This window comes from Streptomyces sp. HD (assembly GCF_028369295.1).
Lineage (GTDB): Bacteria > Actinomycetota > Actinomycetes > Streptomycetales > Streptomycetaceae > Streptomyces.
Window position 1 is genome coordinate 13,840 of record NZ_JAQMYP010000004.1, and the last position, 22,983, is coordinate 36,822.

The window sequence follows — 22,983 nt, forward strand, 5'->3', positions numbered from 1 at the left end:
ACTGATCGTCTTCCCGCCTGAACGGACCGTAGAGAACGAGTGGATCGCGTGCACCTCAACCCTCCACCCGCCGCCGACGTCGCGGAACGCGCCGACGCCCATGCGGTCGCACCCCTGCTGAACTGCCTGCTGCGCGAGGTGGCCGCACCCCAGGGGACGTCCGGTGACCGGCACGTGTACCGGCTGTCCGGCACGGGACGTCTGCTGCGGGTGCTCGGCTTGCGGCGGCCCACCGAGCCCGAGGTGCGGGTGGGCGGCGCCTGGGAGCGCGTCGGGCACACCGAGCTCGTCAAACTCGTCGCCGACGAACTGCGCCGCCACACCGGGCTGTCCAACCACGAACTGCCCACCGAGATGATCGACAGCCGGGAGGCGGTGGCCGCGTTGCTCACGGCACGCGCGTGTGCGACGCCGCCCGACGACCCGTACCTGCGCTCCGAGCAGTCCCTCCTCACCGGCCATCCCTACCACCCGGCCCCCAAGGCGCGCGGCGGCGGCCCGGTCGCGGCCTGGCTGCCGTACGCCCCCGAGGCACACGCCCGCTTCCCGCTGACGCTGCTCGGCGTGCGCGAGGACGCGGTCGTGGAGGAGGGTGACACCTCCGCCCTGGACGCCCTCGGCGAGGCCCCGCCCGGCTACCGGCTGCTGCCCGCACACCCCTGGCAGCTCGACCTGGTCGGCCGGGAGCTCACGGAGGCGTTCACGGACGGCCGGCTGCTGCGGCTGGGCACGACCGGCTTCGACACCTGGCCGACGGCCGCGATCCGCACGCTGTACGCGCCCGAGCACGACCTGTTCCTCAAGTTCAGCCTGGACGTCCGCATCACCAACGACATCCGTCGGCTCTGGCGCCACGACCTGCTGAAACTCCGCCGCACCGACACCGCCGCGGCCACCGCCTTCGCCACGCTCGACGACCCCGCCGCCTGGCTCGGCGACCGCGGCTACCGCACCGCCGACTTCGCCTTCGAGGAACTCGCGGTCCTGGTCCGCGACGGCTTCCACGGCCGTCTGCGGCCCGGAGCGACCCCGCTGCTCGCCGCCGCACTCGTGGAGGGCTTCGAGGGCAGCCCCCTCGACCCGGCACCGGATCCGGCGGCCTGGTGGGAGGCCTACCTGCGCGCCGTCGTCCCGCCCGCCCTCGCGGCCTTCGCCGACCACGGCGTCGTACTCGAAGCACACCTCCAGAACACGCTGATCGCCGTCGACACCGACGGCATGCCCGTGCAGGCCCTGTTCCGGGACGCCGAGGGCGTGAAGCTGCTGTCGGAGGTGTCCCGGGCGGAGGGCTGGGAGCGGCTGGTGTACTGCCTGGTCGTCAACCACCTCGTGGAGCTGGCGGGCGCGCTGGCCGAACGCCGCCCGGCGCTGGACCCCTGGCCCGCAGTACGCCGGGAACTCGCCCGGCACGACCTGCCCGAGATCGCCGGGCTGCTCACCGCGCCCACTCTGCCCGGCAAGACGAACCTGCTGCTGCGCTGGACCAACGCCGACGGCGCCGACGCCCGCTACCGGCCGCTGCCGAACCCGCTGGCCCGTCCATGATCTGAATTACCCTGGCCGGTGTGCTGCGCGATGTGACTGCTGTTCGATACGTGACCCCGTTGCGGTCCGGCGGCTCCGTGCCCGCGGTCGTCGAGGCCGACGACCTGGGCACGTACGTCGTCAAGTTCACCGGATCCGCGCAGGGCCGCAAGGCGCTGGTCGCCGAGGTGATCGTCGGTGAGCTGGCGCGTGCGCTGGGGCTGCGCTTTCCCGAGCTGGTCCTGGTCCACTTCGATCCGGCCGTCGCGGACAGCGAGCCGCACCAGGAGGTGCGCGAGCTGCATGCCGCCAGTGCGGGGGTCAACCTCGGCATGGACTTCCTGCCGGGCGCGCGGGACTTCACCCCGGAGGTCGCCAGGACCTTCCGCGTGGACCCGCTGGAGGCTGGGCGGATCGTCTGGCTGGACGCCCTGACCGCGAACGTCGACCGTACGGTGCACAGCTCGAACCTGATGGTCTGGCCGACGCTCGGCACGGTGCCGCCGCGTCTGTGGCTGATCGACCACGGGGCCGCCCTGGTCTTCCACCACCGCTGGGACGGCTCGGACCCAGGGAAGGCGTACGACTTCCGCCATCACGCCCTCGGCCACTACGCCCCCGACGTGCGCGCCGCGGACGCGGAGCTGGCGCCCAGGGTGACCGAGGAACTGCTGCGCGGGATCGTGGCCGAGGTGCCGGAGGCCTGGCTGGCCGACGAGCCCGGCTTCGCCACGCCGGACGAGGCCCGCGCGGCCTACGTCGCCCACCTCCACGCGCGCGTGCGGGCGTCCGCCGCCTGGCTCCCCACCGACTTCCCCACCCGGGAGGAACTCGCCGCCGAGGAGGCCCTCCGGGCGGCGAAGACACAGCAGGGCCGGCCGAAGTGGCTGAAGCAGGTACCCGACCTGCACGGCAAACCGGCCGCCGAACAGGATTGGTCGGTGCACCTCGGATGAGTGGCCGTGTCGAGATCGAGTACTGCACCCAGTGCAGGTGGCTGCCCCGCGCGGCCTGGCTGGCGCAGGAACTGCTCACCACCTTCGAGGCGGAGCTGTCCGAGCTGGCGCTGAAGCCGGGCAAGGGCGGGGTGTTCGTCGTGCGCGTGGACGACGAGGTGGTCTGGGACCGCAGGGAACAGGGCTTCCCCGAGCCGACGGCCGTGAAGCAGGCCGTACGCGACCGAGTGGCCCCGGGAAGGTCCCTGGGCCACTCGGACAAGGCGTCGCAGGAGTAGGTCAGCCCTTGAGCTGCTCGTACGCGGGCAGCGTCAGGAAGTCCGCGTAGTTCTCGTCGAGGGAGACCTCCAGGAGCAGGTCGTGGGCCTGCTGCCAGTGGCCGGCCGCGAAGGCCTCCTCGCCGATCTCGGCGCGGATGTTCGCCAGTTCCTCGGCGGCGACCTTGCGGGCCAGCTCCGGGGTGGCCTTCTCGCCGTTCTCGAACTCGACGCCCGCGTTGATCCACTGCCAGATCTGCGAGCGGGAGATCTCGGCGGTGGCCGCGTCCTCCATGAGGTTGAAGATGGCCACCGCGCCGAGGCCGCGCAGCCAGGCCTCGATGTAGCGGATGCCGACCTGGACGGCGTTGACCAGGCCCGGGTAGGTGGGCTTGGCGTCGAGCGAGTCGACGGCGATCAGGTCGGCCGCCTCGACGTGGACGTCCTCGCGCAGCCGGTCCTTCTGATTGGGCTTGTCGCCGAGCACCTTGTCGAAGGACTCCATGGCGATCGGGACCAGGTCGGGGTGGGCGACCCAGGAGCCGTCGAAGCCGTCGCCGGCCTCGCGGTCCTTGTCGGCGCGGACCTTCTCGAAGGCCACCTTGTTGACCTCGGCGTCCCGGCGGGACGGGATGAACGCCGCCATGCCGCCGATCGCGTGCGCGCCGCGCTTGTGGCAGGTGCGGACGAGGAGCTCGGTGTACGCCCGCATGAACGGGGCCGTCATCGTCACCGCGTTGCGGTCCGGCAGGACGAACTTGGCGCCGCCGTCACGGAAGTTCTTGACGATGGAGAACAGGTAGTCCCAGCGGCCGGCGTTCAACCCGGAGGCGTGGTCGCGCAGTTCGTAGAGGATCTCCTCCATCTCGTACGCCGCCGTGATCGTCTCGATCAGGACGGTCGCGCGGACGGTGCCCTGCGGGATGCCGACGTAGTCCTGCGCGAAGACGAACACGTCGTTCCAGAGGCGGGCCTCCAGGTGCGACTCCGTCTTCGGGAGGTAGAAGTACGGGCCCTTGCCGAGGTCGAGCAGGCGCTGGGCGTTGTGGAAGAAGTACAGGCCGAAGTCGACGAAGGCGCCGGGCACCGGCTGTCCGTCGACCTGGAGGTGACGCTCGTCGAGGTGCCAGCCGCGCGGGCGCATGACGACCGTCGCGAGCTCGTCGTTCGGGCGCAGGGCGTACGACTTGCCGGACTTCGGGTCCGTGAAGTCGATGTTCCGGGTGTACGCGTCGCTCAGGTTGACCTGGCCGAGGACGACGTTCTCCCAGGTCGGCGCGGAGGCGTCCTCGAAGTCCGCGAGCCAGATCCGCGCGCCCGAGTTGAGGGCGTTGATGGTCATCTTGCGGTCGGTGGGGCCGGTGATCTCGACGCGGCGGTCCTGCAGCGCGGGCGGGCAGGGGCCCACCTTCCAGGAGTCGTCCGCGCGGATCGCGGCGGTCTCCGGGAGGAAGTCGAGCGTGGAGGTGCGGGCGATCTCGGCGCGGCGCTCGGCGCGGCGGGCGAGCAGTTCGTCACGCCGGGGCGTGAACCGGCGGTGCAGCTCGGCCACGAAGGCGAGGGCCGCCTCCGTGAGGACCTCCTCCTGCCGCGGCAGGGGCTCGGCGTCGACGATGGCCAGCGGGGACGGCGCTGGTGCGGACATGAGCTGTCACTTCCTTCAGCGAGCTACGTGGACGAGCTGTCGAGCTTCTGGCACTCGGTGCCAGTCTTCCCGGATAGGGCGGACAACGCCCGCGGAGCGGTCGGGCGCTTCTGAACAGTGGATACTAGTTTCCTCATGGTGGAAGTTCAATCGTTTGTTGATATCGAGATTCTCTGAGTCGAGGAAAGGTGGCGCTCAGTGCCACCTCGCTCACTCAAGGTGGCCCAGATCGGCCTCCGTGTCGATGTCGTACGGCTCGGCCACGTCCCCGCACTCGACGAGCCGGATCGCCCCCTCGTGCTCCTTCAGATAGGCGCGTGCCCCGCGGTCGCCGGTCGCGGTCGCCGCGATGCCGGCCCAGTGGGCGGCGCCGAAGAGCACGGGATGCCCGCGTACCCCGTCGTAGGCCGCCGATACGAGTGACTGCTCGCCCTCGTACGCGGCCAGCACCCGGGCCAACGCTTCCGGCCCGATGCCGGGCTGGTCGACCAGCGAGACGAGCGCCGCCCGCGCCCCCGTCCCCGCGAGCGAACCGAGCCCGGCGCGCAGGGAGGAGCCCATTCCGTCGGTCCAGTCCGGGTTCTCCACCAGTACGCAGTCCACGAGTTCGGCCTGTTCCCGTACGGCGGCTGCACGCGCCCCCAGTACCACGTGCACGCGCGTGCAGCCCGCCTCGCGCAGTACTCCGACGGCATGCTCGACGAGGGGGCGGCCGCGGTGCCGGAGCAGCGCCTTGGGGCGTCCACCGAGCCGTCGTCCACCGCCGGCGGCGAGGAGCAGACCGACGACCGGGGACGCTTCCCGCTCAGTCATGAGCCGTGTCTTTCCGAGTCATGCGTCCTGCATACCTGACACCTGAGCGAGCGCCCGACTTCCAACGACTGAATTTCCGTCCGCGTGGTGGCGGATCGGCATCGGGTGGCGTTTACTGACCCGCGTCCCCGGCGCCCGACTGACGACAGGGGTGCTCGGAGGGGGAGCGGGACTACTGGCGCACAACGGCGTGCGAGGGGGGATTGCTGTGTTGCGGAGCTTGGGACAGAGGCCGGTGACGGGCAGCGACGAGGACCCGAGGGTGGCGGAACTGCGGACGGCTGTGTCCCGTCTGCGCCGGGAACTCGCCGCGCACCCCGCCGAGTTCCCGGACCGCGGCATCGCCGAGGACGAACTCGCCGCACTGGCCGCGATGACGATCGACGGGGTGCCGGAGACGCCCCGGCTGCGCAGGTCGCTCCTGTTGATCGCAGGGGCGATCGGCTCTGTGAGTGCCCTGTCCCGAGGTCTGTCGGCCGTCCGCAGCGCCGTGGATCTGTTCGGGGAGTCCCCGCGGGGGCGGGGCTAGGGCGTGCCAGACCCCCGTGACGCCGGCATGATCCAAACGACAGGTCCTAGGACCTGATTCGCCGGACCGGCGTCACGACGCGTGGTTCTGGCTGGCCAAAGCCTCCGACAGTTCCCCGGCCACCTGCTGCAGCACCGGCACGATCTTGTCCGTCGCCGCCTCGGTGACCCGCCCGGCCGGGCCGGAGATGGAGATCGCCGCCGCGGTGGGGGAGTCGGGGACGGAGACGGCCAGGCAGCGCACGCCGATCTCCTGCTCGTTGTCGTCGACCGCGTAGCCGTTGCGCCGTACGTCCTCCAGTGCCGCGAGGAAGCCGTCCGGTGTGGTGATCGTCTTCTCCGTGGCGGCCGGCATGCCCGTGCGGGACAGCAGGGACCGCACCTCCTCCGGCGGGAACGAGGCGAGCAGCGCCTTGCCGACGCCGGTGGAGTGCGGCAGTACGCGCCGGCCGACCTCGGTGAACATGCGCATCGAGTGCTTGGACGGCACCTGGGCGACGTAGACGATCTCGTCGCCGTCGAGCAGCGCCATGTTCGCCGTCTCGCCGGTCTCCTCGACCAGCCGGGCGAGGTAGGGGCGGGCCCAGGTGCCGAGCAGTCGGGAGGCGGACTCGCCGAGGCGGATCAGGCGGGGGCCCAGGGCGTAGCGGCGGTTGGGCTGCTGGCGTACGTATCCGCACGCGACGAGCGTCCGCATGAGGCGGTGGATGGTGGGCAGCGGCAGCCCGCTGCTCGCGGACAGCTCGCTCAGGCCGACCTCGCCGCCCGCGTCGGCCATCCGCTCCAACAGATCGAAGGCGCGCTCAAGGGACTGGACACCGCCACTGGCGTTGGATTTGGCGGAGTCGGTGGTGCTGGCGCTGGACGTCGGCACGGCGCGTTCCTTTCGGGACCGGCTGGGAGTGAAGAAGCCTACCCGTCGGTCGGTTGACTCCCCGCTTGTAGGTAGCTACGTTCTGCTTGCTGGAATTCTAATTCCGCTTTGTGGAAACGTCCAGAGTGCGCACAGCGGGTGCACTGTGGAGAAGTGTGCCCTTGACGGCGCGGGAGCGGGAGTGAAGACTCCTTCAACAGAACGTTGAATTCCGTTACGCGGAAGTAAAGGCGGCGCGGAAGTCACAGGTGGCAGAGAGGGGTCCGGGTGTCCGACGCTGAACTGGTGCTGCGCTCGACGCGCGTCATCACGCCCGAGGGGACACGCGCCGCCTCGGTCGCGGTCGCCGACGGAAAGATCACGGCCGTACTCGCCCATGACGCCGAAGTCCCGTCCGGCGCCCGGCTGCAGGACCTCGGCGACGACGTCCTGCTGCCCGGCCTGGTCGACACGCACGTGCATGTCAACGACCCCGGACGCACCGAGTGGGAGGGCTTCTGGACCGCCACCCGCGCGGCGGCGGCCGGCGGCATCACCACCCTCGTCGACATGCCGCTCAACTCCCTCCCGCCGACCACCACGGTCGACAACCTCCGTACCAAGAAGGACGTCGCCGCCGACAAGGCGCACATCGACGTCGGCTTCTGGGGCGGCGCCCTGCCGGACAACGTCAAGGACCTGCGCCCGCTGCACGAGTCCGGCGTCTTCGGCTTCAAGGCCTTCCTGTCGCCGTCCGGCGTGGACGAGTTCCCGCACCTCGACCAGGACCGGCTCGCCCAGTCCCTGGCGGAGATCACCTCCTTCGGCGGTCTGCTGATCGTCCACGCCGAGGATCCGCATCATCTGGAGGCCGCCCCGCAGCAGGCCGGCCCGAAGTACGCCGACTTCCTCGCCTCCCGCCCGCGCGACGCGGAGGACACGGCGATCGCTCAGCTCATCGCCCAGGCGAAGCGCCTCCACGCGCGCGTGCACGTGCTTCACCTGTCGTCGTCCGACGCGCTGCCGCTGATCGCCGAGGCCAAGCGGGACGGCGTACGGATCACCGTCGAGACGTGCCCGCACTACCTCACCCTGACCGCCGAGGAAGTCCCGGACGGCGCCAGCGAGTTCAAGTGCTGCCCGCCGATCCGTGAGTCCGCCAACCAGGACCTGCTGTGGCAGGCGCTGGCCGACGGCACCATCGACTGCGTCGTCACCGACCACTCGCCCTCCACGGCCGACCTGAAGACCGACGACTTCGCCACCGCGTGGGGCGGCATCTCCGGCCTCCAGCTGAGCCTGGCGGCCGTGTGGACCGAGGCCCGCAAGCGCGGACACGGCCTGGAGGACGTCGTCCGCTGGATGTCCGCGCGGACCGCGCAGCTCGTCGGACTGGACCAGAAGGGCGCCATCGAGGCCGGGCGCGACGCCGACTTCGCCGTCCTCGCGCCCGACGAGACCTTCACCGTGGACCCGGCCGCCCTCCAGCACCGCAACCGTGTGACGGCGTACGCGGGCAAGACCCTGTACGGCGTCGTGAAGTCCACCTGGCTGCGCGGCGAACGCATCGTCGCGGACGGCGAGTTCACCGACCCGAAGGGGCGACTCCTCACCCGGACCAGCTGAATCCCACCCACCGACCTCGAAAGGCAGACCTGATCACCGTGACGGCGATACCTGGCTTCACCGGCGACGCGAACCCCTACGGCGGCGGCGACCCCTACGCGGACTACCGCACCGCCGACTTCCCCTTCACCCAGTACGCCAACCTCGCCGACCGCAGGCTGGGCGCCGGAGTCATCGCCGCCAACGACGAGTTCTTCGCCCAGCGCGAGAACCTGCTGGTGCCCGAGCGGGCCGAGTTCGACCCCGAGCACTTCGGCCACAAGGGCAAGATCATGGACGGCTGGGAGACCCGGCGTCGCCGCGGTGCCTCCGCCGAGCACCCGTGGCCGACCGCCGAGGACCACGACTGGGCCCTGGTGCGGCTGGGCGCGCCCGGCGTGATCCGCGGCATCGTCGTCGACACGGCCCACTTCCGCGGCAACTACCCGCAGGCGGTGTCCGTCGAGGGCGCGTCGGTGCCGGGTTCGCCGTCCCCCGAGGAACTGCTCGGCGACGACGTGAAGTGGACGACGCTGGTCCCGCGCACGCCGGTCGGCGGTCACGCGGCCAATGGCTTCGCCGTCTCCGCCGAGCAGCGCTTCACCCACCTGCGCGTCAACCAGCACCCCGACGGCGGCATCGCCCGCCTGCGCGTGTACGGCGAGGTCGTACCCGACCCCGAGTGGCTGTCGGTGCTGGGCACCTTCGACGTGGTCGCCCTGGAGAACGGCGGCCAGGTCGAGGACGCCTCCAACCTCTTCTACTCGCCCGCCACCAACACCATCCAGCCGGGCCGCTCCCGCAAGATGGACGACGGCTGGGAGACCCGCCGGCGCCGCGACCAGGGCAACGACTGGATCAGCTACCGGCTGGTGGCCCAGTCCCAGATCCGCGCGGTCGAGATCGACACGGCGTATCTGAAGGGCAACAGCGCGGGCTGGGCGTCGGTGTCGGTGAAGGACGGCGAGAGCGGGGAGTGGACGGAGATCCTCCCGCGCACCCGCCTCCAGCCCGACACCAACCACCGCTTCGTCCTGCCGACCCCCGCGGTGGGCACGCACGCGCGCGTGGACATCTTCCCGGACGGCGGCATCTCCCGTCTGCGCCTGCACGGCTCACTGACCGAGCAGGGCACGGCCGGGCTGGCGGCGCGACACCAGGAGCTGGGCGGCTGAACCCGTGGGGCGCACCGGCCCGGACAGCACCGGTGCGCCCCACGTCATCCGGCAGGGCGCTTCATCCGACACGGCGCCCCGTCCCGACACGGCGCGTCATCTCACACCCCGCGTCACCTCACGCCGCGTGGCCGCCGTCCACCGCGAACTCGGTCCCCGTGACGTACTCGGCACCCGCCAGATACGCCACCATTCCGGCCACCTCCTCGGCCGTCCCGAACCGCCCCAGCGCGGTCATCTCCGCCTGGCCCGGCGCATACGGGCCGTCCGCCGGATTCATGTCCGTGTCGATGGGCCCGGGGTGCACGATGTTCGCCGTGATCCCGCGCGGGCCGAGCTCACGGGCCAGCGCCTTCGTCAGCCCGATGAGCGCCGACTTGCTGGTCGCGTAGAGCGTCCCGCCGGGCCCCGGCACATGCTGCGCCATACAACTGCCGATCGTGATGATCCGGCCCCCGGCACCCATGCGAAGGGCCGCCGCCCGTGAGGTGAGGAAGACGCCCCGGACGTTCACGCCGAGGACCCGGTCCACATCGGCGAGCGACAGGCCCTCCAGCGGCCCCAGGACACCGACGCCGGCGTTGTTCACCAGCACGTCCAGGCCCCCGAGCGCCTCAGCCGTACGCCCCACCGCGCCTTCCGCCTCGTCCGCGTCCCCGGCGTCCGCCCGCAGGGCCACGGCCCGCCGTCCCAGCGCCTGCACGGCCCCCACGACCTCCTCGGCCGCCTCCTTGCCGTTCACATAGGTCACCGCGACGTCTGCGCCCTCCCGCGCGAGCCGCAGCGCCGTGGCCGCCCCGATACCGCGACTGCCGCCGGTGACGAGGGCGACCCTGCCGAGCAGGGTTCCGTAAGTGCCGGTCATGGATCCGTGAGTGGTTGTCATGCGTCCATCCCAGCGCCGCACGGTGCGAAGTGCTGGCGGCGAACGGACACCGAGGTGCGGCCCGTTCCCGACCGGCGCCCGGTGACGCGGCACCCGGCCCACCGATGAGTTGCGGGCGCCCGTGCGGTCTGAGCTGATGACAACAGACCGCACCCGGAAAAGAGGCACCTCTCATGGGCAAGCTCGTCTCCACCATCTTCGTCACCCTCGACGGCGTCTACCAGGCGCCCGGCGGCCCGGAGGAGGACAGTCGCGGCGGCTTCGAGCACGGCGGCTGGAGCTTCCCCTACGCCGACGACGACTTCGGCCAGTTCATCAACGAGGTCTTCACGCGCCCGGGCGCCTTCCTCCTCGGGCGCCGCACGTACGACATCTTCGCGGCCTTCTGGCCGAAGGTGACCGACCCCGCCGACCCGGTGGCGTCCAAGCTCAACGGACTGCCGAAGTACGTCGCCTCCTCCACGCTGACGGACCCCGAGTGGGCCAATACCACCGTGATCAGCGGCGACCTCGCCAAGGAGGTCACCGCCCTCAAGGAGCGCACCGACGGCGAACTCCAGGTCCACGGCAGCGGAGCCCTGGTCAGGTCACTGCTGGCGCACGACCTGGTCGACACCTTCCATGTGCTGACCTTCCCGGTCGTGCTCGGCTCCGGCCACCGTCTGTTCACGGAGGGCTCCGCGCCCACCGCCTTCCGGCACACCGGCGCCCGCACCACGAGCAAGGGCGTCGCCATCCACTCGTACGACCGGGTCGGCCGTCCCGAATACGGCTCGTTCGGGGACGAGTACGAGCTCTCCGAGGACGTGTGACCATCCGTCGACGGCGTTCTCGCCCTACGTCGTGGAGATCGGGTGAGGGCGCCGAGGCGCACGTTAACTTCCCGAAAACTCATCGGACTTGCCGGGAAAATCTCCAGCGTTGACATTGACATGCCACTGTCTACGCGCGTCATCATGAAGCCATGAGATTCCCCCCACGAATCACCCGCATCGGCGCAGCAGCCGCCGTCCTGTCCGCCCTCCTCGTCGGCGGCACCGTCACTGCCACCCCGGCGGCCGCCGCGGTCGGCAGCATCTGCTACAGCGCCCTGCCGTCTCAGGCGCACGACACGCTCGACCTCATCGAGAAGGGCGGCCCCTTCCCCTACGACCAGGACGGCACCGTCTTCTCGAACCGGGAAGGCATCCTGCCGAGCCAGTCGTCCGGGTACTACCACGAGTACACGGTGATCACGCCGGGTTCCCCCACACGCGGTGCGCGCCGCATCGTGACCGGTGAGAAGAGCCAGGAGGACTACTACACGGCCGACCACTACGAGTCGTTCGACCTGGTCAACTACGGCTGCTGAGCCCGCGACCAGCCAGAAGCCCGGCCGAGCGCCCGAGCTCAGCCGGGCTTCTGGCTCCTGGCGACGGCGAACAGCGCGAAGGCCAGCACGAGCAGTGTGACGCTCACGTAGATCTCGAAGCCGTCGAGGAAGCCGATCCGCTGGACGAGACCCCAGTGCCAGTCGGTGAACTCGTTCAGCAGGCCCGCGACGCCCTGGATCAGGGCGAGGACACCGAGAAACTCAAGCAACTGCTTCATGCCATGACTCTCGCCCCGCGAACCCCCCACGCCAATCGGCCGCGGGGCGAGCCATGTCCGTCGGAAGTCCACATTCCGGATGGCCTGCGGCGACCAAGGTCTCGGATGCCGCGACTTTGGTCGTCGATCTCGCCCGTGAAGGCGCGCCGGAGGCCGGCACTGCGTAGATTTGTCGACCGTGAGTCATGACGAGCCGGAGCCCGTACCGCAGGCGTTCGCGGGGCGGCGCTGGCTGCTGCCCTCGGCCCTGGTCAAGGAGTTGGAAGTCGACCCCGGGCGTTCCGGGCGACGACCCCGGCGCACCGCGCGCGACTGGGTCGTCGACTTCTGCTGCTTCCTGCTGGCCGTGTTCATCGGGCTGACGGCCGCGGACGCGCTCAGGAGCGAGGACCTTGCGCCGGGCTACGCAGCCTTCGACCAGTTGCTGGGCGCGCTCTCCTGCGCCGCGGTCTGGCTGCGGCGCCGCTGGCCGGTCGGGTTGGCCGTCGCGATGGTCCCGGTCAGTGCCGTGTCGAGCACTTCGGGCGGCGCGTTCCTCGTCGCCATGTTCACTCTCGCCGTGCACCGGCCCTTCCGGTACGTGGCCTGGATGGCCGGGGCGTCCTTGGCCCTGAACCCGCTCTACTTCTGGTTCCGTCCCGACCCCGATGTGCCATACGGCTGGGCGCTCGTCCTGGCCGCCGTGCTGACCGTCGCCGTGGTCGGCTGGGGCATGTTCGTCCGGTCCAAACGGCAGCTCTTGCTGAGCCTGCGCGACCGGGCCCGGCGCGCCGAGACGGAGGCGCGTCTGCGGGCCGAGCAGGCACAGCGGCTCGCCCGCGAGGCCATCGCCCGGGAGATGCACGACGTCCTCGCCCACCGGCTGACGCTGCTCAGCGTGCACGCGGGCGCACTGGAGTTCCGGCCCGACGCGCCCCGCGAGGAGATCGCGCGGGCGGCGGGCGTCATCCGGGAGAGCGCCCACGAGGCCCTCCAGGACCTGCGGGAGATCATCGGCGTCCTGCGGGCCGGCGAACCCGACGACTCCGGCCGTCCGCAGCCGACCCTCGCCGCGCTGGAGGCGCTGGTCACCGAGTCCCGCGAGGCCGGCATGAAGGTCACTCTCGACCAGCGCGTCACCGACCCCGCCGCCGTGCCCGCCTCGGTCGGCCGCACCGCCTACCGCATCGCCCAGGAGGGCCTGACCAACGCCCGCAAGCACGCCCCCGGCACGGAGGTCACGGTCACGGTGACCGGCGGGCCGGGCGAGGGCCTGTCCGTGGGGGTGCGCAATCCCGCACCCGACGGCGAGGTTCCCCATGTCCCCGGCTCCGGACAGGGCCTGATCGGCCTGACCGAACGGGCCACGCTGACCGGCGGCCGGCTGGAGCACGGCCCGGCCGCTGACGGGGGATTCGAGGTGCGGGCCTGGCTGCCGTGGGGGTGACACCCGAAGAGCCGACCGTGCGAGGCCAACGGGCGCCTTGGGGCGGGCCGTTGCGGAACCCACCGTTCCGGGCGCCGCGCGCGCGTGCGGCGCCATGATGCGCGTCACGCAGTGAACCGGCCGCCCGAGGGCCACTCCTCGCCGACCGGCACCTCCCCGCCGTACAACCGTGATTACGTGAGGGACATGACTGCGATCAGACTCCTCCTCGTCGACGACGACCCGCTGGTCAGGGCCGGCCTGTCCTTCATGCTGGGCGGCGCCGACGACATCGAGATCGTCGGTGAGGCGGCCGACGGCGCCGAGGTCGAGACACTGGTCGACCGCGCCCGCCCGGACGTGGTCCTGATGGACATCAGGATGCCGTCGGTCGACGGCCTCACGGCAACCGAACGGCTGCGCGGCCGCAAGGACGCCCCGCAGGTCGTGCTGCTGACCACCTTCCACGCCGACGAGCAGGTACTGCGCGCCCTGCGCGCGGGCGCCGCCGGTTTCGTCCTCAAGGACACCCCGCCCGCCGAGATCGTCGACGCCGTGCGCCGCGTCGCGGCCGGCGACCCGGTCCTGTCGCCCACCGTGACACGCCAGTTGATGAACCACGCGGCGGGCGCCGCCGCCGACACCCGTCGCGCACGCGCGCGTGAGCGGCTCACCGCCCTCAACGACCGTGAGCGCGAGGTCGCCGTCGCGGTGGGGCGGGGTCTGTCCAACGCCGACATCGCCGCCGAGCTGTTCATGAGCGTCGCCACCGTCAAGACCCATGTCTCCCGCGTCCTGGCCAAGCTCGACCTCAACAACCGTGTGCAGATCGCCCTGTTGGCGTACGACGCGGGACTGCTGGAGGAACCGGACGGCGACGGGCACTAGTCGGGACTCCCGTGCGTTCTCGGTGTGACGGGAGTGGGAGGGGCCGGGGGAGGGGGAGCGTCATGGCGGAAGTGATCGACCTGGGCGAGTTCGGGGACGGGTTCCGGGTGAATCCGCATCCTGTGTACGCGCGCCTGCGCGAGCAGGGTCCGGTCCACCGGGTTCTGCTGCCCGACTGGCAGTCCGAGGTCTGGCTCGTCGTCGGGCACGAGGAGGCACGCGCGGCGCTCGCCGATCAGCGGCTGTCCAAGGACGGCACCAAGATCGGCCTGAAGTCGCTCGAAGAGGAGATGATCGGGAAGAACCTGCTGGCCACCGATCCGCCCCAGCACACCCGACTGCGTGGACTCATCGCGCGCGCCTTCACCATGCGCCGCGTGGAAGCGCTGCGGCCGAGGATCCAGCAGATCACCGACGAACTGCTCGACGCCGTGCTGCCCCGGGGCCACGCCGACCTGGTGGAGTCACTCGCCTACCCACTGCCGCTCACCGTCATCTGCGAGCTGCTGGGCGTGCCCGAGATGGACCGCGTGGAGTTCCGCAGGATGTCGACGGAGGCGATCGCGCCGACCGGTCCGGGCAGTGAGGTCGCCGCCTTCACCGGCCTCGGTGCGTACTTCACCGACCTGATCGAGGACAAGAGGTGCGCCGGGCCCACCGGTGACCTGCTGAGCGACCTGATCCGCACCACGGCCGAGGACGGCGACCGGCTCTCCCCGGACGAACTGCGGGGCATGGCCTTCATCCTGCTGATCGCCGGCCACGAGACCACGGTCAACCTCATCACCAGCGGCGTCCACGCCCTGCTCACCCACCCGGATCAACTCGCCTCCCTGCGCGCCGACCTGACCCTCCTGGACGGCGCGGTCGAGGAGATGCTGCGCCACGAGGGGCCGGTGGAGACGGCGACGTTCCGCTATGCCGCCGAGCCCCTGGAGATCGCCGGCAGCCACATCGAGAAGGGCGAGGCGGTGATGGTGGGTCTCACGGCGGCGAACCGGGACGCCGCCCGCTATGCCGCCCCCGACACCTTCGACATCCACCGGGACACCCGGGGCCACCTGGCCTTCGGTCACGGCCTCCACTACTGCCTGGGCGCTCCGCTGGCCCGCCTGGAGGCCCGCACGGCCCTGCGCTCCCTCCTGGAGCGCGCGCCCGGCCTGGCGCTGGACGGCCCACCGGGGGAGTGGATGCCGGGGGTGCTGATACGGGGGATGCGGAGCCTGCCGGTGCGCTGGTAGCCGCGCCGGCGCCTTCACAGTGCGGTGGTCTGGGCCCCGCCCGGAAGCTCGCCGAGCACGACCGGTCTTCGCTCGCGTCTCGACAGCTCGCACGCCTCCGAGATCCGCAGCGCCTGCAGGGCCTCCCGCCCGTCGCAGGGGTTGGCCCGCTCCCCGCGCACGACCTCCACGAACGCGTTCAGCTCCGCCTCGTAGGCCGGCCCGAACCGCTCCAGGTACCCCGACCACGGCTTGTCCGCCGCCGGCGGCCCGGTCGGCTCGGTGGAGGCGATCGGCGTACGGTCGTCCAGCCCGACCACGATCTGGTCCAACTCCCCGGCCAGCTCCATGCGTACGTCGTACCCGGCGCCGTTCAGCCGCGTCGCCGTGGCCGTGGCGAGCGTGCCGTCGTCCAGGCTGAGCACCGCCGCCGCCGTGTCCACGTCGCCCGCCTCACGGAACATCACCGGCCCGGCGTCCGACCCGGCCGCGTACACGTCGGCGACCTCGCGCCCGGTCACCCAGCGCAGCATGTCGAAGTCGTGGATCAGGGTGTCCCGGTACAGCCCGCCGGACAGCGGCAGCCACGCGACCGGCGGCGGCGCCTGGTCGCTGGTCAGCGCCCGCACGGTGTGCAAACGCCCGAGCCGCCCGGACCGCACCGCCTCCCGCGCGCCCACGTACCCCGCGTCGAAGCGGCGCTGGAAGCCCATCTGCAGAATCGTCCCGGCCGTCTCCACCTCGCCGATCGCCTGCAAGGTGCCCGGCAGATCGAGCGCTATGGGCTTCTCGCAGAACACCGGGAGCCCGGACCGTGCTGCCCGACCGATCAGTTCGGCGTGTGCCGACGTCGCTGTGGTGATCACCACGGCGTCCACGCCCCACTTGAAGATCTCGTCCACTCCGGGCGCCGCCGTCTCGCCCAGCCGGTGCGCCAGTCCCTGGGCCCGCGACGCGTCCGCGTCCGTGAGGATCAGGGAGCCGACGTCGCGGTGGCGGCTGAGCGTGTTGGCGTGAATCGTGCCGATGCGGCCCGTACCGATGACCCCGATGCGCATGGAAACAAAGTGCGGGTTCAGTGCACGCCCTGTCAATGCAAATGTCCGGACAATCAAACTACACGACTTCCCGTCAACAACGCGTAGAGCTACAGTCAGGCCGTGCCGAAACCAGAAGTGGACCCGACCGTGGAACTAGAGCTCAGCGTGGACCGGAGCAGTCCGGTGCCCTTGTACTTCCAGCTGTCCCAGCAGCTCGAAGCCGCGATCGAGCACGGAGCGCTCACGCCCGGCAGCCTGCTGGGCAACGAGATCGAACTCGCCGCACGCCTCGGCCTGTCCCGGCCGACCGTCCGCCAGGCCATCCAGTCACTGGTCGACAAGGGCCTGCTGGTGCGCCGCCGGGGCGTCGGGACGCAGGTCGTGCACAGCCAGGTCAAGCGGCCGCTGGAGCTCAGCAGCCTCTACGACGACCTGGAGTCGGCCGGCCAGCGCCCGGCGACCAGGGTGATCGTCAACACCGTCGTCCCGGCGTCGGCCGAGGTCGCGGCCGCGCTCGGGGTCGCCGAGGACAGCGACGTACACCGCATCGAGCGGCTGCGCCTCGCGCACGGTGAGCCGATGGCTTACCTGTGCAACTTCCTGCCGCCCGCCCTGATCGACCTGGACACCGCCCAGCTGGAGGCCACCGGCCTCTACCGCCTGATGCGGGCCGCCGGAATCACCCTGCACAGCGCCCGCCAGACCATTGGCGCCCGTGCGGCCACCGCCACCGAGGCCGAACGCCTCGCCGAGGAGGAGGGCGCCCCGCTGCTCACTATGCAGCGCGTGACGTTCGACGACACGGGCCGGGCGGTGGAGTACGGCACACACACGTACCGCCCGACGCGCTACTCGTTCGAGTTCCAGCTCCTCGTGCGGCCATGAGTGCCGAGCCCGCAAGGGGCCTGTCCCGGGCCGACGGACCGTCCGGTACGTAGCAATGTCAGGACAATGAAACGCCCTGTACTGCAACGCCCCCAGGGGCGCGGGGAACTGCGCGATCTGCCACATACGACCTGTAGGCGGCGTACCTCACCAACCACCTCATAGCTCCCCGATCAACCGCCCCATGGCTTCCCAGCTCGGCACACAGCGTGAGCGTGCGGCACAATCGGCCCTGATGAGCAACTACCGCGACCTCGCTTTCCCCGTCCGGACGGGCAGCGCCCCCATCGGCTCCCGCCGCGCGCCGGCCCTCCGCACGGTCGGCCCCCGGGAACGCCGCTCACACCTGTCGGCGCCCAGAGTCCCCACCGTGGGTATCGACATCGGCGGCACCAAGGTGATGGCGGGCGTCGTAGACGCCGACGGCAACATCCTGGAGAAGCTCCGCACGGAGACCCCGGACAAGTCCAAGAGCCCGAAGGTCGTCGAGGACACGATCGTCGAGCTCGTACTGGACCTGTCCGACCGGCACGACGTGCACGCCGTCGGCATCGGCGCGGCCGGCTGGGTCGACGCCGAACGCAACCGCGTGCTGTTCGCCCCGCACCTGTCCTGGCGCAACGAGCCCCTGCGCGACCGCCTGGCCGGCCGGCTCGCCGTGCCCGTCCTGGTCGACAACGACGCCAACGCAGCCGCCTGGGCCGAGTGGCGCTTCGGCGCCGGCCGCGGCGAGGACCACCTCGTCATGATCACGCTGGGCACCGGCATCGGCGGCGCGATCCTGGAGGACGGCCAGGTCAAGCGCGGCAAGTACGGCGTCGCCGGTGAGTTCGGCCATATGCAGGTCGTCCCCGGCGGTCACCGCTGCCCGTGCGGCAACCGCGGCTGCTGGGAGCAGTACAGCTCCGGCAACGCCCTGGTGCGCGAGGCGAAGGAGCTGGCCGCCGCCGACTCCCCGGTGGCGTACGGGATCATCGAGCACGTCAAGGGCCAGATCGGCGACATCACCGGCCCGATGATCACCGAGCTGGCCCGCGACGGCGATGCGATGTGCATCGAACTGCTCCAGGACATCGGGCAGTGGCTCGGCGTCGGCATCGCCAACCTGGCGGCCGCCCTGGACCCGTCCTGCTTCGTCATCGGCGGCGGTGTGTCGGCCGCCGACGAACTGCTGATCGGCCCCGCGCGGGACGCCTTCAAGCGTCAGCTCACCGGCCGCGGCTACCGCCCCGAGGCCCGCATCACCCGGGCCCAGCTCGGCCCCGAGGCCGGCATGGTCGGCGCCGCGGACCTGGCCCGCCTGGTCGCCCGCCGCTTCCGCCGCGCCAACCGGCGCCGGGTCGAGCGCTACGAGCGCTACGCGCGGTTCGCCGAGGCCCGCCGATCGCAGGGGTCGGCGTGACCGTGACCGTACCCCGCCAGGCAGATTCCCCGGACGAGCCGCAGCAGCCGACCGAGGACCGGCGCCACATGATCCGCCGCAGGGCGCTCACTCTGCTCATCATCGTGCTGCTCATCGGCGTACCCGCCGGATATCTGGTGATCTCCGCCAACCAGAGCCGCGAGAGCGGCAAGGACAAGGAGGAGAAGTACTCCGCGACCGGTCTCAGCCCGCACTGGCCGTCCAGGGTGCAGCGCCGCGTCTACCAGGTGACGATCCCTGTCCCGTCGTACAACGTCGGGTACTACGAGACCAACAACTGGCGGACCAGCCGGCTCTACGTCCAGTTCCAGACCACCGACGAGAACCTGGATGCCTACCTGGAGACCATGGGTCTCGACCGGGACGACCTGAAGGCGGGCGAGATCGCCATCGGCGCCCGGGACCAGAAGATCACCGGCTGGGACTTCAAGAAGGGCACCGGCGGCCCCTGGTACGGCATCATCCACGAGCAGAGGAACCCGGCTCCCACGCACGACGTCGTCGTGAGCATGGCCGACCCGGAGAATCCGTTCGTGTACGTCGTCTCGCGCACGGTCCCCTGACGACCGGCTGAGGCTGCCGGCCGCGTGATGACCGCCCGAGATCCCGGCCCGCGCCGGTCGCCGGGGCCGATTGTCAGACCCCGCCCGTAGAGTCGAAGACGGTTGATCCGACTCATGGGCGGGAGGTGACAGGACGTATGAACGACAGGGCCGTGCCCGGCGGAGGCACCGCGGTGGCCGAGCGAGCGGGGGAGACCGTCCCCGTCCGGCTCGCGGCCGTCTTCCTGCCCGCGCCCCTCCCGCGCGAGGGACGCGTCGCCTTCTGGGATCCGCAGGACGGCCCGCTGCCCGAAGGGGCCACGGACCTCACTGTCGTACGACGGCATGGCGCCGGCGTCCGCCGCAGGACCACCCCCGCGCTGTCGTTGCCGCTCGGCGAGGCACTGCCGCTGCTCGTGCGCGCCCGGCGCGACCCGGCCGCACACCCCGCCACGGCCTGCTGGGGCGCCGCCGCGCTGCACGCGCTGCGGCTCACCGCGCGCGGCCGGCTGCTGCCCGGCCTGACCCCCACCGGCCACGACGCCTGGCGGGCCGGCCCGCTCGACCCGGACGACATCGCGCACCTGCGAGCGATCGCCGCGGCCCTGCCGTACGAAGGCCATGCAGTGCCACTGACCGGCCCGGGACCGCTGCGGCTGCCCGAGCCGGAGGCGCTGATGCGCTCCTTCCTGGACGCGGTCGCCGACACCCTGCCCCGCACCCCCGCCGCACCCCACGCCTCGGGCAGGCCCTTCGCCGCGCGCGAGCCCCAGCGTCTGCCCGACGCCCACGACTGGGCGGCCGAGGTCGCCGCCGGCATGGACGCGGGCGTGCGGATCTCGCTGCGCCTGGACCTGTCGGCCCACGCCCTCTTCGACGACCGCGACGACGGCGTACGCAGCGCCGGCGCGGCCATCGTCCAGGTGCACAGCCTCGCCGACCCCACCCTGGTGGCCGACGTGGCGGCCCTGTGGTCCGGGGAGGCGGACGCGGCGTTCGGGCCACGCGCGCGGGTGGACGCGGCGCTGGCGGTACGGCGCGCGGCGCGGGTGTGGGCGCCGCTGGACCGGCTGTCCGAGCAGGACGTGCCCGACGTGCTGGCCCTGTCAGACGAGGAGTTGGGCGACCTGCTGGGCGTGGCGGCGACCCGGCTCGCGGCGGCCGGGGTGGCGGTGCACTGGCCCCGGGACCTGGCGCAGGACCTCAGCGCGGCCGCGATCGTACGGCCCGCGCCGGGCTCGGCGACCGATGGCACCGGGTTCTTCGAGGGCGAGGAACTGCTCCAGTTCCGCTGGCAGTTGGCGATCGGCGGCGACCCGCTCACCGAGGGCGAGATGGACGCGCTCGCCGAGGCCCACCGCCCGGTCGTGAGGCTCCGGGACCGCTGGGTGCTGGTCGACCCGGCGCTCGTCCGCAAGGCCCGCAAACGCGAACTGGGCCTGCTCGACCCGGTCGACGCGCTCTCCGTCGCCCTCACCGGCAGCGCGGAGGTCGACGGCGAGACGGTCGAGGCGGTGCCGGTCGGCGCACTGGCGGCGCTGCGGGACCGTCTGACGGCGGGGGTACGGCCGGCCGAGCCGCCACCGGGCCTGCGGGCCACCCTGCGCGACTACCAACTGCGGGGCCTGGCCTGGCTGGACCTCATGACGTCCCTGGGCCTCGGCGGCTGCCTCGCCGACGACATGGGACTCGGCAAGACGATCACGGTCATCGCTCTCCACCTGAAGCGCGCCCGGCCGGCCCCGACCCTGGTGGTCTGCCCGGCGTCCCTGCTGGGCAACTGGCAGCGGGAGATCACCCGTTTCGCGCCTGGCGTCCCCGTCCGCCGCTTCCACGGCCCGGACCGCACCCTGGAGGACGCGGACGGCGGCTTCGTCCTCACGACGTACGGCACGATGCGGTCGGCGGCACCGGCACTGGCCCAGCACACCTGGGGCATGGTCGTCGCCGACGAGGCCCAGCACGTCAAGAACCCGTACTCGGCGACCGCGAAGGCGCTGCGTACGATCCCGACGCCCGCACGCGTGGCGCTGACCGGGACCCCGGTCGAGAACAACCTCTCCGAGCTCTGGGCCCTCCTCGACTGGACGACACCGGGCCTGCTCGGCCCCCTGAAGTCCTTCCGCGCCCGGCACGCGCGCGCGGTGGAGAACGGCGAGGACGAGGAGGCGGTGAGCCGGCTGGCACGCCTGGTCCGGCCGTTCCTCCTGCGCCGCAAGAAGTCCGACCCGGGGATCGTCCCGGAGCTGCCGCCCAAGACGGAGACGGACCACCCGGTGCCGCTCACCCGCGAACAGGCGGCGCTCTACGAGGCGGTGGTGCGGGAGTCGCTGTACGCCATCGAGACGGCGGAGGGCATGGCACGCAGGGGGCTGGTCCTGAAGCTCCTCACCTCCCTGAAGCAGATCTGCGACCACCCGGCGCTGTACCTGAAGGAGGAGACGGCGGCGACCGAGCGACTGGCCGTCCGCTCGGGCAAGTTGACGCTGCTGGACGAACTGCTGGACACGCTGCTGGCCGAGGACGGCTCGGCGCTGGTCTTCACGCAGTATGTGGGGATGGCCCGCCTGATCGCCTCCCATCTCGCGGCCCGGGCGGTCCCGGTGGAGCTGCTCCATGGCGGCACACCGGTCCCCGACCGCGAACGCATGGTGGACCGCTTCCAGAGCGGTACGACGCCGGTCCTGGTCCTGTCCCTGAAGGCGGCGGGCACCGGCCTGAACCTGACCCGCGCCGGCCATGTCGTCCACTTCGACCGCTGGTGGAACCCGGCCGTGGAGGAACAGGCCACGGACCGCGCCTACCGCATCGGCCAGACCCAGCCCGTCCAGGTCCACCGCCTCATCACCGAGGGCACGGTCGAGGACCGCATCGCGGAGATGCTGGAGTCCAAGCGGGCCCTGGCCGACGCGATCCTCGGCTCCGGCGAATCGGCCCTCACCGAACTGACGGGCCGTGAGCTGTCCGACCTGGTGTCGTTGCGGAGGGAGCCATGACGGGGCCGGGGCCTGGGCCGGAGGAGCGGCGGACTGCGGCGGGTGAGGAGACGGACGTGACCGCGGACGAGCACCACACGGACCTCACGCCGACCGTGGACACCCCGGGCCGACAGGAGGAGCCCGAGCCCCGACCGGCAGACGCGGCACGCCGGGCACTGCGGGCTGCTCGGGAACGGCGGGAGGGGCAGGAAGGGCTGGGGAGGAACGCCGGGGGCAGTTCCAGGGCGCGGAGGGCGGCTGAGCGTGGGGCGGGGTCTTCTCGGGCGGCCGTGCGTGGAGTGGGGTCTTCTGGGGCGGCCGTGCGTGGGGTGGGGGCTTCGGGGGAGGCAGAGCGTGGGGCGGTGTCTCCGGGAGCGGTGCAGCAGGGGGCGGCGGGGGCGGTGTCCGGCGGGCGGGATTCGGCGGTGGCGGTGCCTGGCGGGCGGGAGTCGGCGTCGGCGGTAACGGAGGGGCTGAGTTCGGCGTCGACGGCGTCTGAAGAGCTGAGTTCAGCGCCATCAGGGGCGGAGGGGCCGGATCCGGCGGCGGCCGCCTCGGAGGGGCGGGACTCGAAGGGGCGGAACTCGGAAGGGCGGGACTCGAAGGGGCGGGATTCGGAGGGGCGGGATTCGAAGGGGCGGGATTCGGAGGGGCGGAACTCGGAGGGGCGGGACTCGAAGGGGCGGGACTCGAAGGGGCGGGACTCGGAAGGGCGGGATTCGGAACAGGGAGCTTCTGCGGGCAAGGAGTTGGCAAGGGGTGGGCACAAT

At 71.7% G+C, this 22,983-nt stretch carries 21 protein-coding genes; 15 read left to right on the forward strand and 6 right to left on the reverse strand.

What is annotated here, in order from left to right; translation table 11 throughout:
- Positions 1–48 precede the first annotated feature (48 nt).
- From POF73_RS04960 to POF73_RS04970, 3 genes are read left to right on the forward strand one after another with little or no spacing between them, the layout of a single operon-like run.
- Entirely contained in the window at positions 49–1,545 is a 1,497-nt protein-coding gene (locus POF73_RS04960; RefSeq protein ID WP_443049421.1) for an IucA/IucC family protein, read from the forward strand.
- Positions 1,546–1,565: 20 nt separating this feature from the next.
- Positions 1,566–2,480, forward strand: coding sequence for a HipA family kinase (locus POF73_RS04965; protein ID WP_272113217.1), 915 nt, complete (start codon positions 1,566–1,568; stop codon positions 2,478–2,480).
- Positions 2,477–2,758, forward strand: coding sequence for a SelT/SelW/SelH family protein (locus POF73_RS04970; RefSeq protein WP_272113218.1), 282 nt, complete (start codon positions 2,477–2,479; stop codon positions 2,756–2,758). Before POF73_RS04965 ends, POF73_RS04970 begins: the two co-directional genes overlap by 4 nt.
- Position 2,759: 1 nt before the next feature.
- Here the strand turns inward: POF73_RS04970 and aceB are convergent, their stop codons facing one another.
- Entirely contained in the window at positions 2,760–4,382 is a 1,623-nt protein-coding gene (gene aceB / locus POF73_RS04975; RefSeq protein ID WP_272113219.1) for a malate synthase A, read from the reverse strand.
- 210 nt (positions 4,383–4,592) lie between these two features.
- Positions 4,593–5,195 (reverse strand): nucleotidyltransferase family protein, encoded by a 603-nt coding sequence (locus POF73_RS04980; protein ID WP_272113220.1) that lies wholly within the window; start codon positions 5,193–5,195, stop codon positions 4,593–4,595.
- 235 nt (positions 5,196–5,430) lie between these two features.
- Here POF73_RS04980 and POF73_RS04985 point away from each other — a divergent pair, with 235 nt between their 5' ends.
- Positions 5,431–5,724, forward strand: coding sequence for a DUF5955 family protein (locus POF73_RS04985; protein WP_272113221.1), 294 nt, complete (start codon positions 5,431–5,433; stop codon positions 5,722–5,724).
- A 72-nt stretch (positions 5,725–5,796) separates the two neighbouring features.
- On the opposite strand, the gene POF73_RS04990 is transcribed toward POF73_RS04985, so the two are convergent.
- Complete coding sequence (locus tag POF73_RS04990; protein WP_272113222.1) at positions 5,797–6,597, reverse strand: IclR family transcriptional regulator; 801 nt, start codon at positions 6,595–6,597, stop codon at positions 5,797–5,799.
- Positions 6,598–6,864: 267 nt separating this feature from the next.
- Here POF73_RS04990 and allB point away from each other — a divergent pair, with 267 nt between their 5' ends.
- Together allB and alc are read left to right on the forward strand one after the other, a co-directional pair.
- Positions 6,865–8,202 (forward strand): allantoinase AllB, encoded by a 1,338-nt coding sequence (allB, locus tag POF73_RS04995; protein ID WP_272113223.1) that lies wholly within the window; start codon positions 6,865–6,867, stop codon positions 8,200–8,202.
- Between the two features lie 38 nt (positions 8,203–8,240).
- Positions 8,241–9,356 carry an allantoicase gene (alc, locus tag POF73_RS05000; protein ID WP_272113224.1) on the forward strand — a complete coding sequence of 372 codons (1,116 nt, stop codon included), beginning with the start codon at positions 8,241–8,243 and terminating at the stop codon, positions 9,354–9,356.
- A 118-nt stretch (positions 9,357–9,474) separates the two neighbouring features.
- Here the strand turns inward: alc and POF73_RS05005 are convergent, their stop codons facing one another.
- On the reverse strand, positions 9,475–10,221 hold the full coding sequence (locus POF73_RS05005; protein ID WP_272113477.1) for a 3-oxoacyl-ACP reductase family protein: 747 nt from the start codon (positions 10,219–10,221) through the stop codon (positions 9,475–9,477).
- 194 nt (positions 10,222–10,415) lie between these two features.
- Here POF73_RS05005 and POF73_RS05010 point away from each other — a divergent pair, with 194 nt between their 5' ends.
- Positions 10,416–11,054, forward strand: coding sequence for a dihydrofolate reductase family protein (locus POF73_RS05010; RefSeq protein ID WP_272113225.1), 639 nt, complete (start codon positions 10,416–10,418; stop codon positions 11,052–11,054).
- A 152-nt stretch (positions 11,055–11,206) separates the two neighbouring features.
- Positions 11,207–11,593, forward strand: coding sequence for a ribonuclease domain-containing protein (locus POF73_RS05015; protein WP_272113226.1), 387 nt, complete (start codon positions 11,207–11,209; stop codon positions 11,591–11,593).
- A gap of 38 nt (positions 11,594–11,631) precedes the next feature.
- Here POF73_RS05015 and POF73_RS05020 read toward each other — a convergent pair whose 3' ends face one another.
- The gene (locus POF73_RS05020; protein ID WP_272113227.1) at positions 11,632–11,832 is read right to left on the reverse strand and encodes a hypothetical protein; all 201 of its coding nucleotides are present in this window, start codon (positions 11,830–11,832) and stop codon (positions 11,632–11,634) included.
- A 169-nt stretch (positions 11,833–12,001) separates the two neighbouring features.
- On the opposite strand from POF73_RS05020, the gene POF73_RS05025 reads away from it, so the two are divergent.
- The 3 genes from POF73_RS05025 (at position 12,002) to POF73_RS05035 (ending at position 15,366) form a co-directional block, all read left to right on the forward strand.
- A complete protein-coding gene (locus POF73_RS05025) occupies positions 12,002–13,258 on the forward strand; it encodes a sensor histidine kinase (RefSeq protein ID WP_443049422.1) in 1,257 nt (418 codons plus the stop codon).
- A gap of 186 nt (positions 13,259–13,444) precedes the next feature.
- Positions 13,445–14,125, forward strand: a complete 681-nt coding sequence (locus POF73_RS05030; protein ID WP_272113230.1) for a response regulator transcription factor — start codon at positions 13,445–13,447, stop codon at positions 14,123–14,125.
- 62 nt (positions 14,126–14,187) lie between these two features.
- Positions 14,188–15,366, forward strand: a complete 1,179-nt coding sequence (locus tag POF73_RS05035; RefSeq protein WP_272113231.1) for a cytochrome P450 family protein — start codon at positions 14,188–14,190, stop codon at positions 15,364–15,366.
- Positions 15,367–15,380: 14 nt separating this feature from the next.
- Here POF73_RS05035 and POF73_RS05040 read toward each other — a convergent pair whose 3' ends face one another.
- Positions 15,381–16,403, reverse strand: a complete 1,023-nt coding sequence (locus POF73_RS05040; protein WP_272113232.1) for a Gfo/Idh/MocA family protein — start codon at positions 16,401–16,403, stop codon at positions 15,381–15,383.
- Positions 16,404–16,532: 129 nt separating this feature from the next.
- Between POF73_RS05040 and POF73_RS05045 the strand changes: the two genes are divergently transcribed.
- The 4 genes from POF73_RS05045 (at position 16,533) to POF73_RS05060 (ending at position 22,231) form a co-directional block, all read left to right on the forward strand.
- Positions 16,533–17,270 (forward strand): GntR family transcriptional regulator, encoded by a 738-nt coding sequence (locus POF73_RS05045; protein WP_272113478.1) that lies wholly within the window; start codon positions 16,533–16,535, stop codon positions 17,268–17,270.
- A 235-nt stretch (positions 17,271–17,505) separates the two neighbouring features.
- Positions 17,506–18,672: an ROK family glucokinase gene (locus tag POF73_RS05050; RefSeq protein WP_272113234.1), complete on the forward strand. Its 1,167-nt coding sequence runs from the start codon at positions 17,506–17,508 to the stop codon at positions 18,670–18,672.
- On the forward strand, positions 18,669–19,256 hold the full coding sequence (locus POF73_RS05055) for a sugar kinase (RefSeq protein WP_272113235.1): 588 nt from the start codon (positions 18,669–18,671) through the stop codon (positions 19,254–19,256). Before POF73_RS05050 ends, POF73_RS05055 begins: the two co-directional genes overlap by 4 nt.
- A gap of 137 nt (positions 19,257–19,393) precedes the next feature.
- Complete coding sequence (locus POF73_RS05060) at positions 19,394–22,231, forward strand: DEAD/DEAH box helicase (RefSeq protein WP_272113236.1); 2,838 nt, start codon at positions 19,394–19,396, stop codon at positions 22,229–22,231.
- Positions 22,232–22,983 lie beyond the last annotated feature (752 nt).

Bases quoted from the DNA above. Each gene is read 5' to 3' on its own strand.
- POF73_RS04970 (WP_272113218.1), top strand. From the start codon at position 2,477: ATGAGTGGCCGTGTCGAGATCGAGTACTGCACCCAGTGCAGGTGGCTG.
- aceB (WP_272113219.1), bottom strand. From the start codon at position 4,382: ATGTCCGCACCAGCGCCGTCCCCGCTGGCCATCGTCGACGCCGAGCCC.
- POF73_RS04980 (WP_272113220.1), bottom strand. From the start codon at position 5,195: ATGACTGAGCGGGAAGCGTCCCCGGTCGTCGGTCTGCTCCTCGCCGCC.
- POF73_RS05005 (WP_272113477.1), bottom strand. From the start codon at position 10,221: ATGACCGGCACTTACGGAACCCTGCTCGGCAGGGTCGCCCTCGTCACC.
- POF73_RS05010 (WP_272113225.1), top strand. From the start codon at position 10,416: ATGGGCAAGCTCGTCTCCACCATCTTCGTCACCCTCGACGGCGTCTAC.
- POF73_RS05015 (WP_272113226.1), top strand. From the start codon at position 11,207: ATGAGATTCCCCCCACGAATCACCCGCATCGGCGCAGCAGCCGCCGTC.
- POF73_RS05020 (WP_272113227.1), bottom strand. From the start codon at position 11,832: ATGAAGCAGTTGCTTGAGTTTCTCGGTGTCCTCGCCCTGATCCAGGGC.
- POF73_RS05030 (WP_272113230.1), top strand. From the start codon at position 13,445: ATGACTGCGATCAGACTCCTCCTCGTCGACGACGACCCGCTGGTCAGG.
- POF73_RS05035 (WP_272113231.1), top strand. From the start codon at position 14,188: ATGGCGGAAGTGATCGACCTGGGCGAGTTCGGGGACGGGTTCCGGGTG.
- POF73_RS05040 (WP_272113232.1), bottom strand. From the start codon at position 16,403: ATGCGCATCGGGGTCATCGGTACGGGCCGCATCGGCACGATTCACGCC.
- POF73_RS05050 (WP_272113234.1), top strand. From the start codon at position 17,506: ATGAGCAACTACCGCGACCTCGCTTTCCCCGTCCGGACGGGCAGCGCC.
- POF73_RS05060 (WP_272113236.1), top strand. From the start codon at position 19,394: ATGAACGACAGGGCCGTGCCCGGCGGAGGCACCGCGGTGGCCGAGCGA.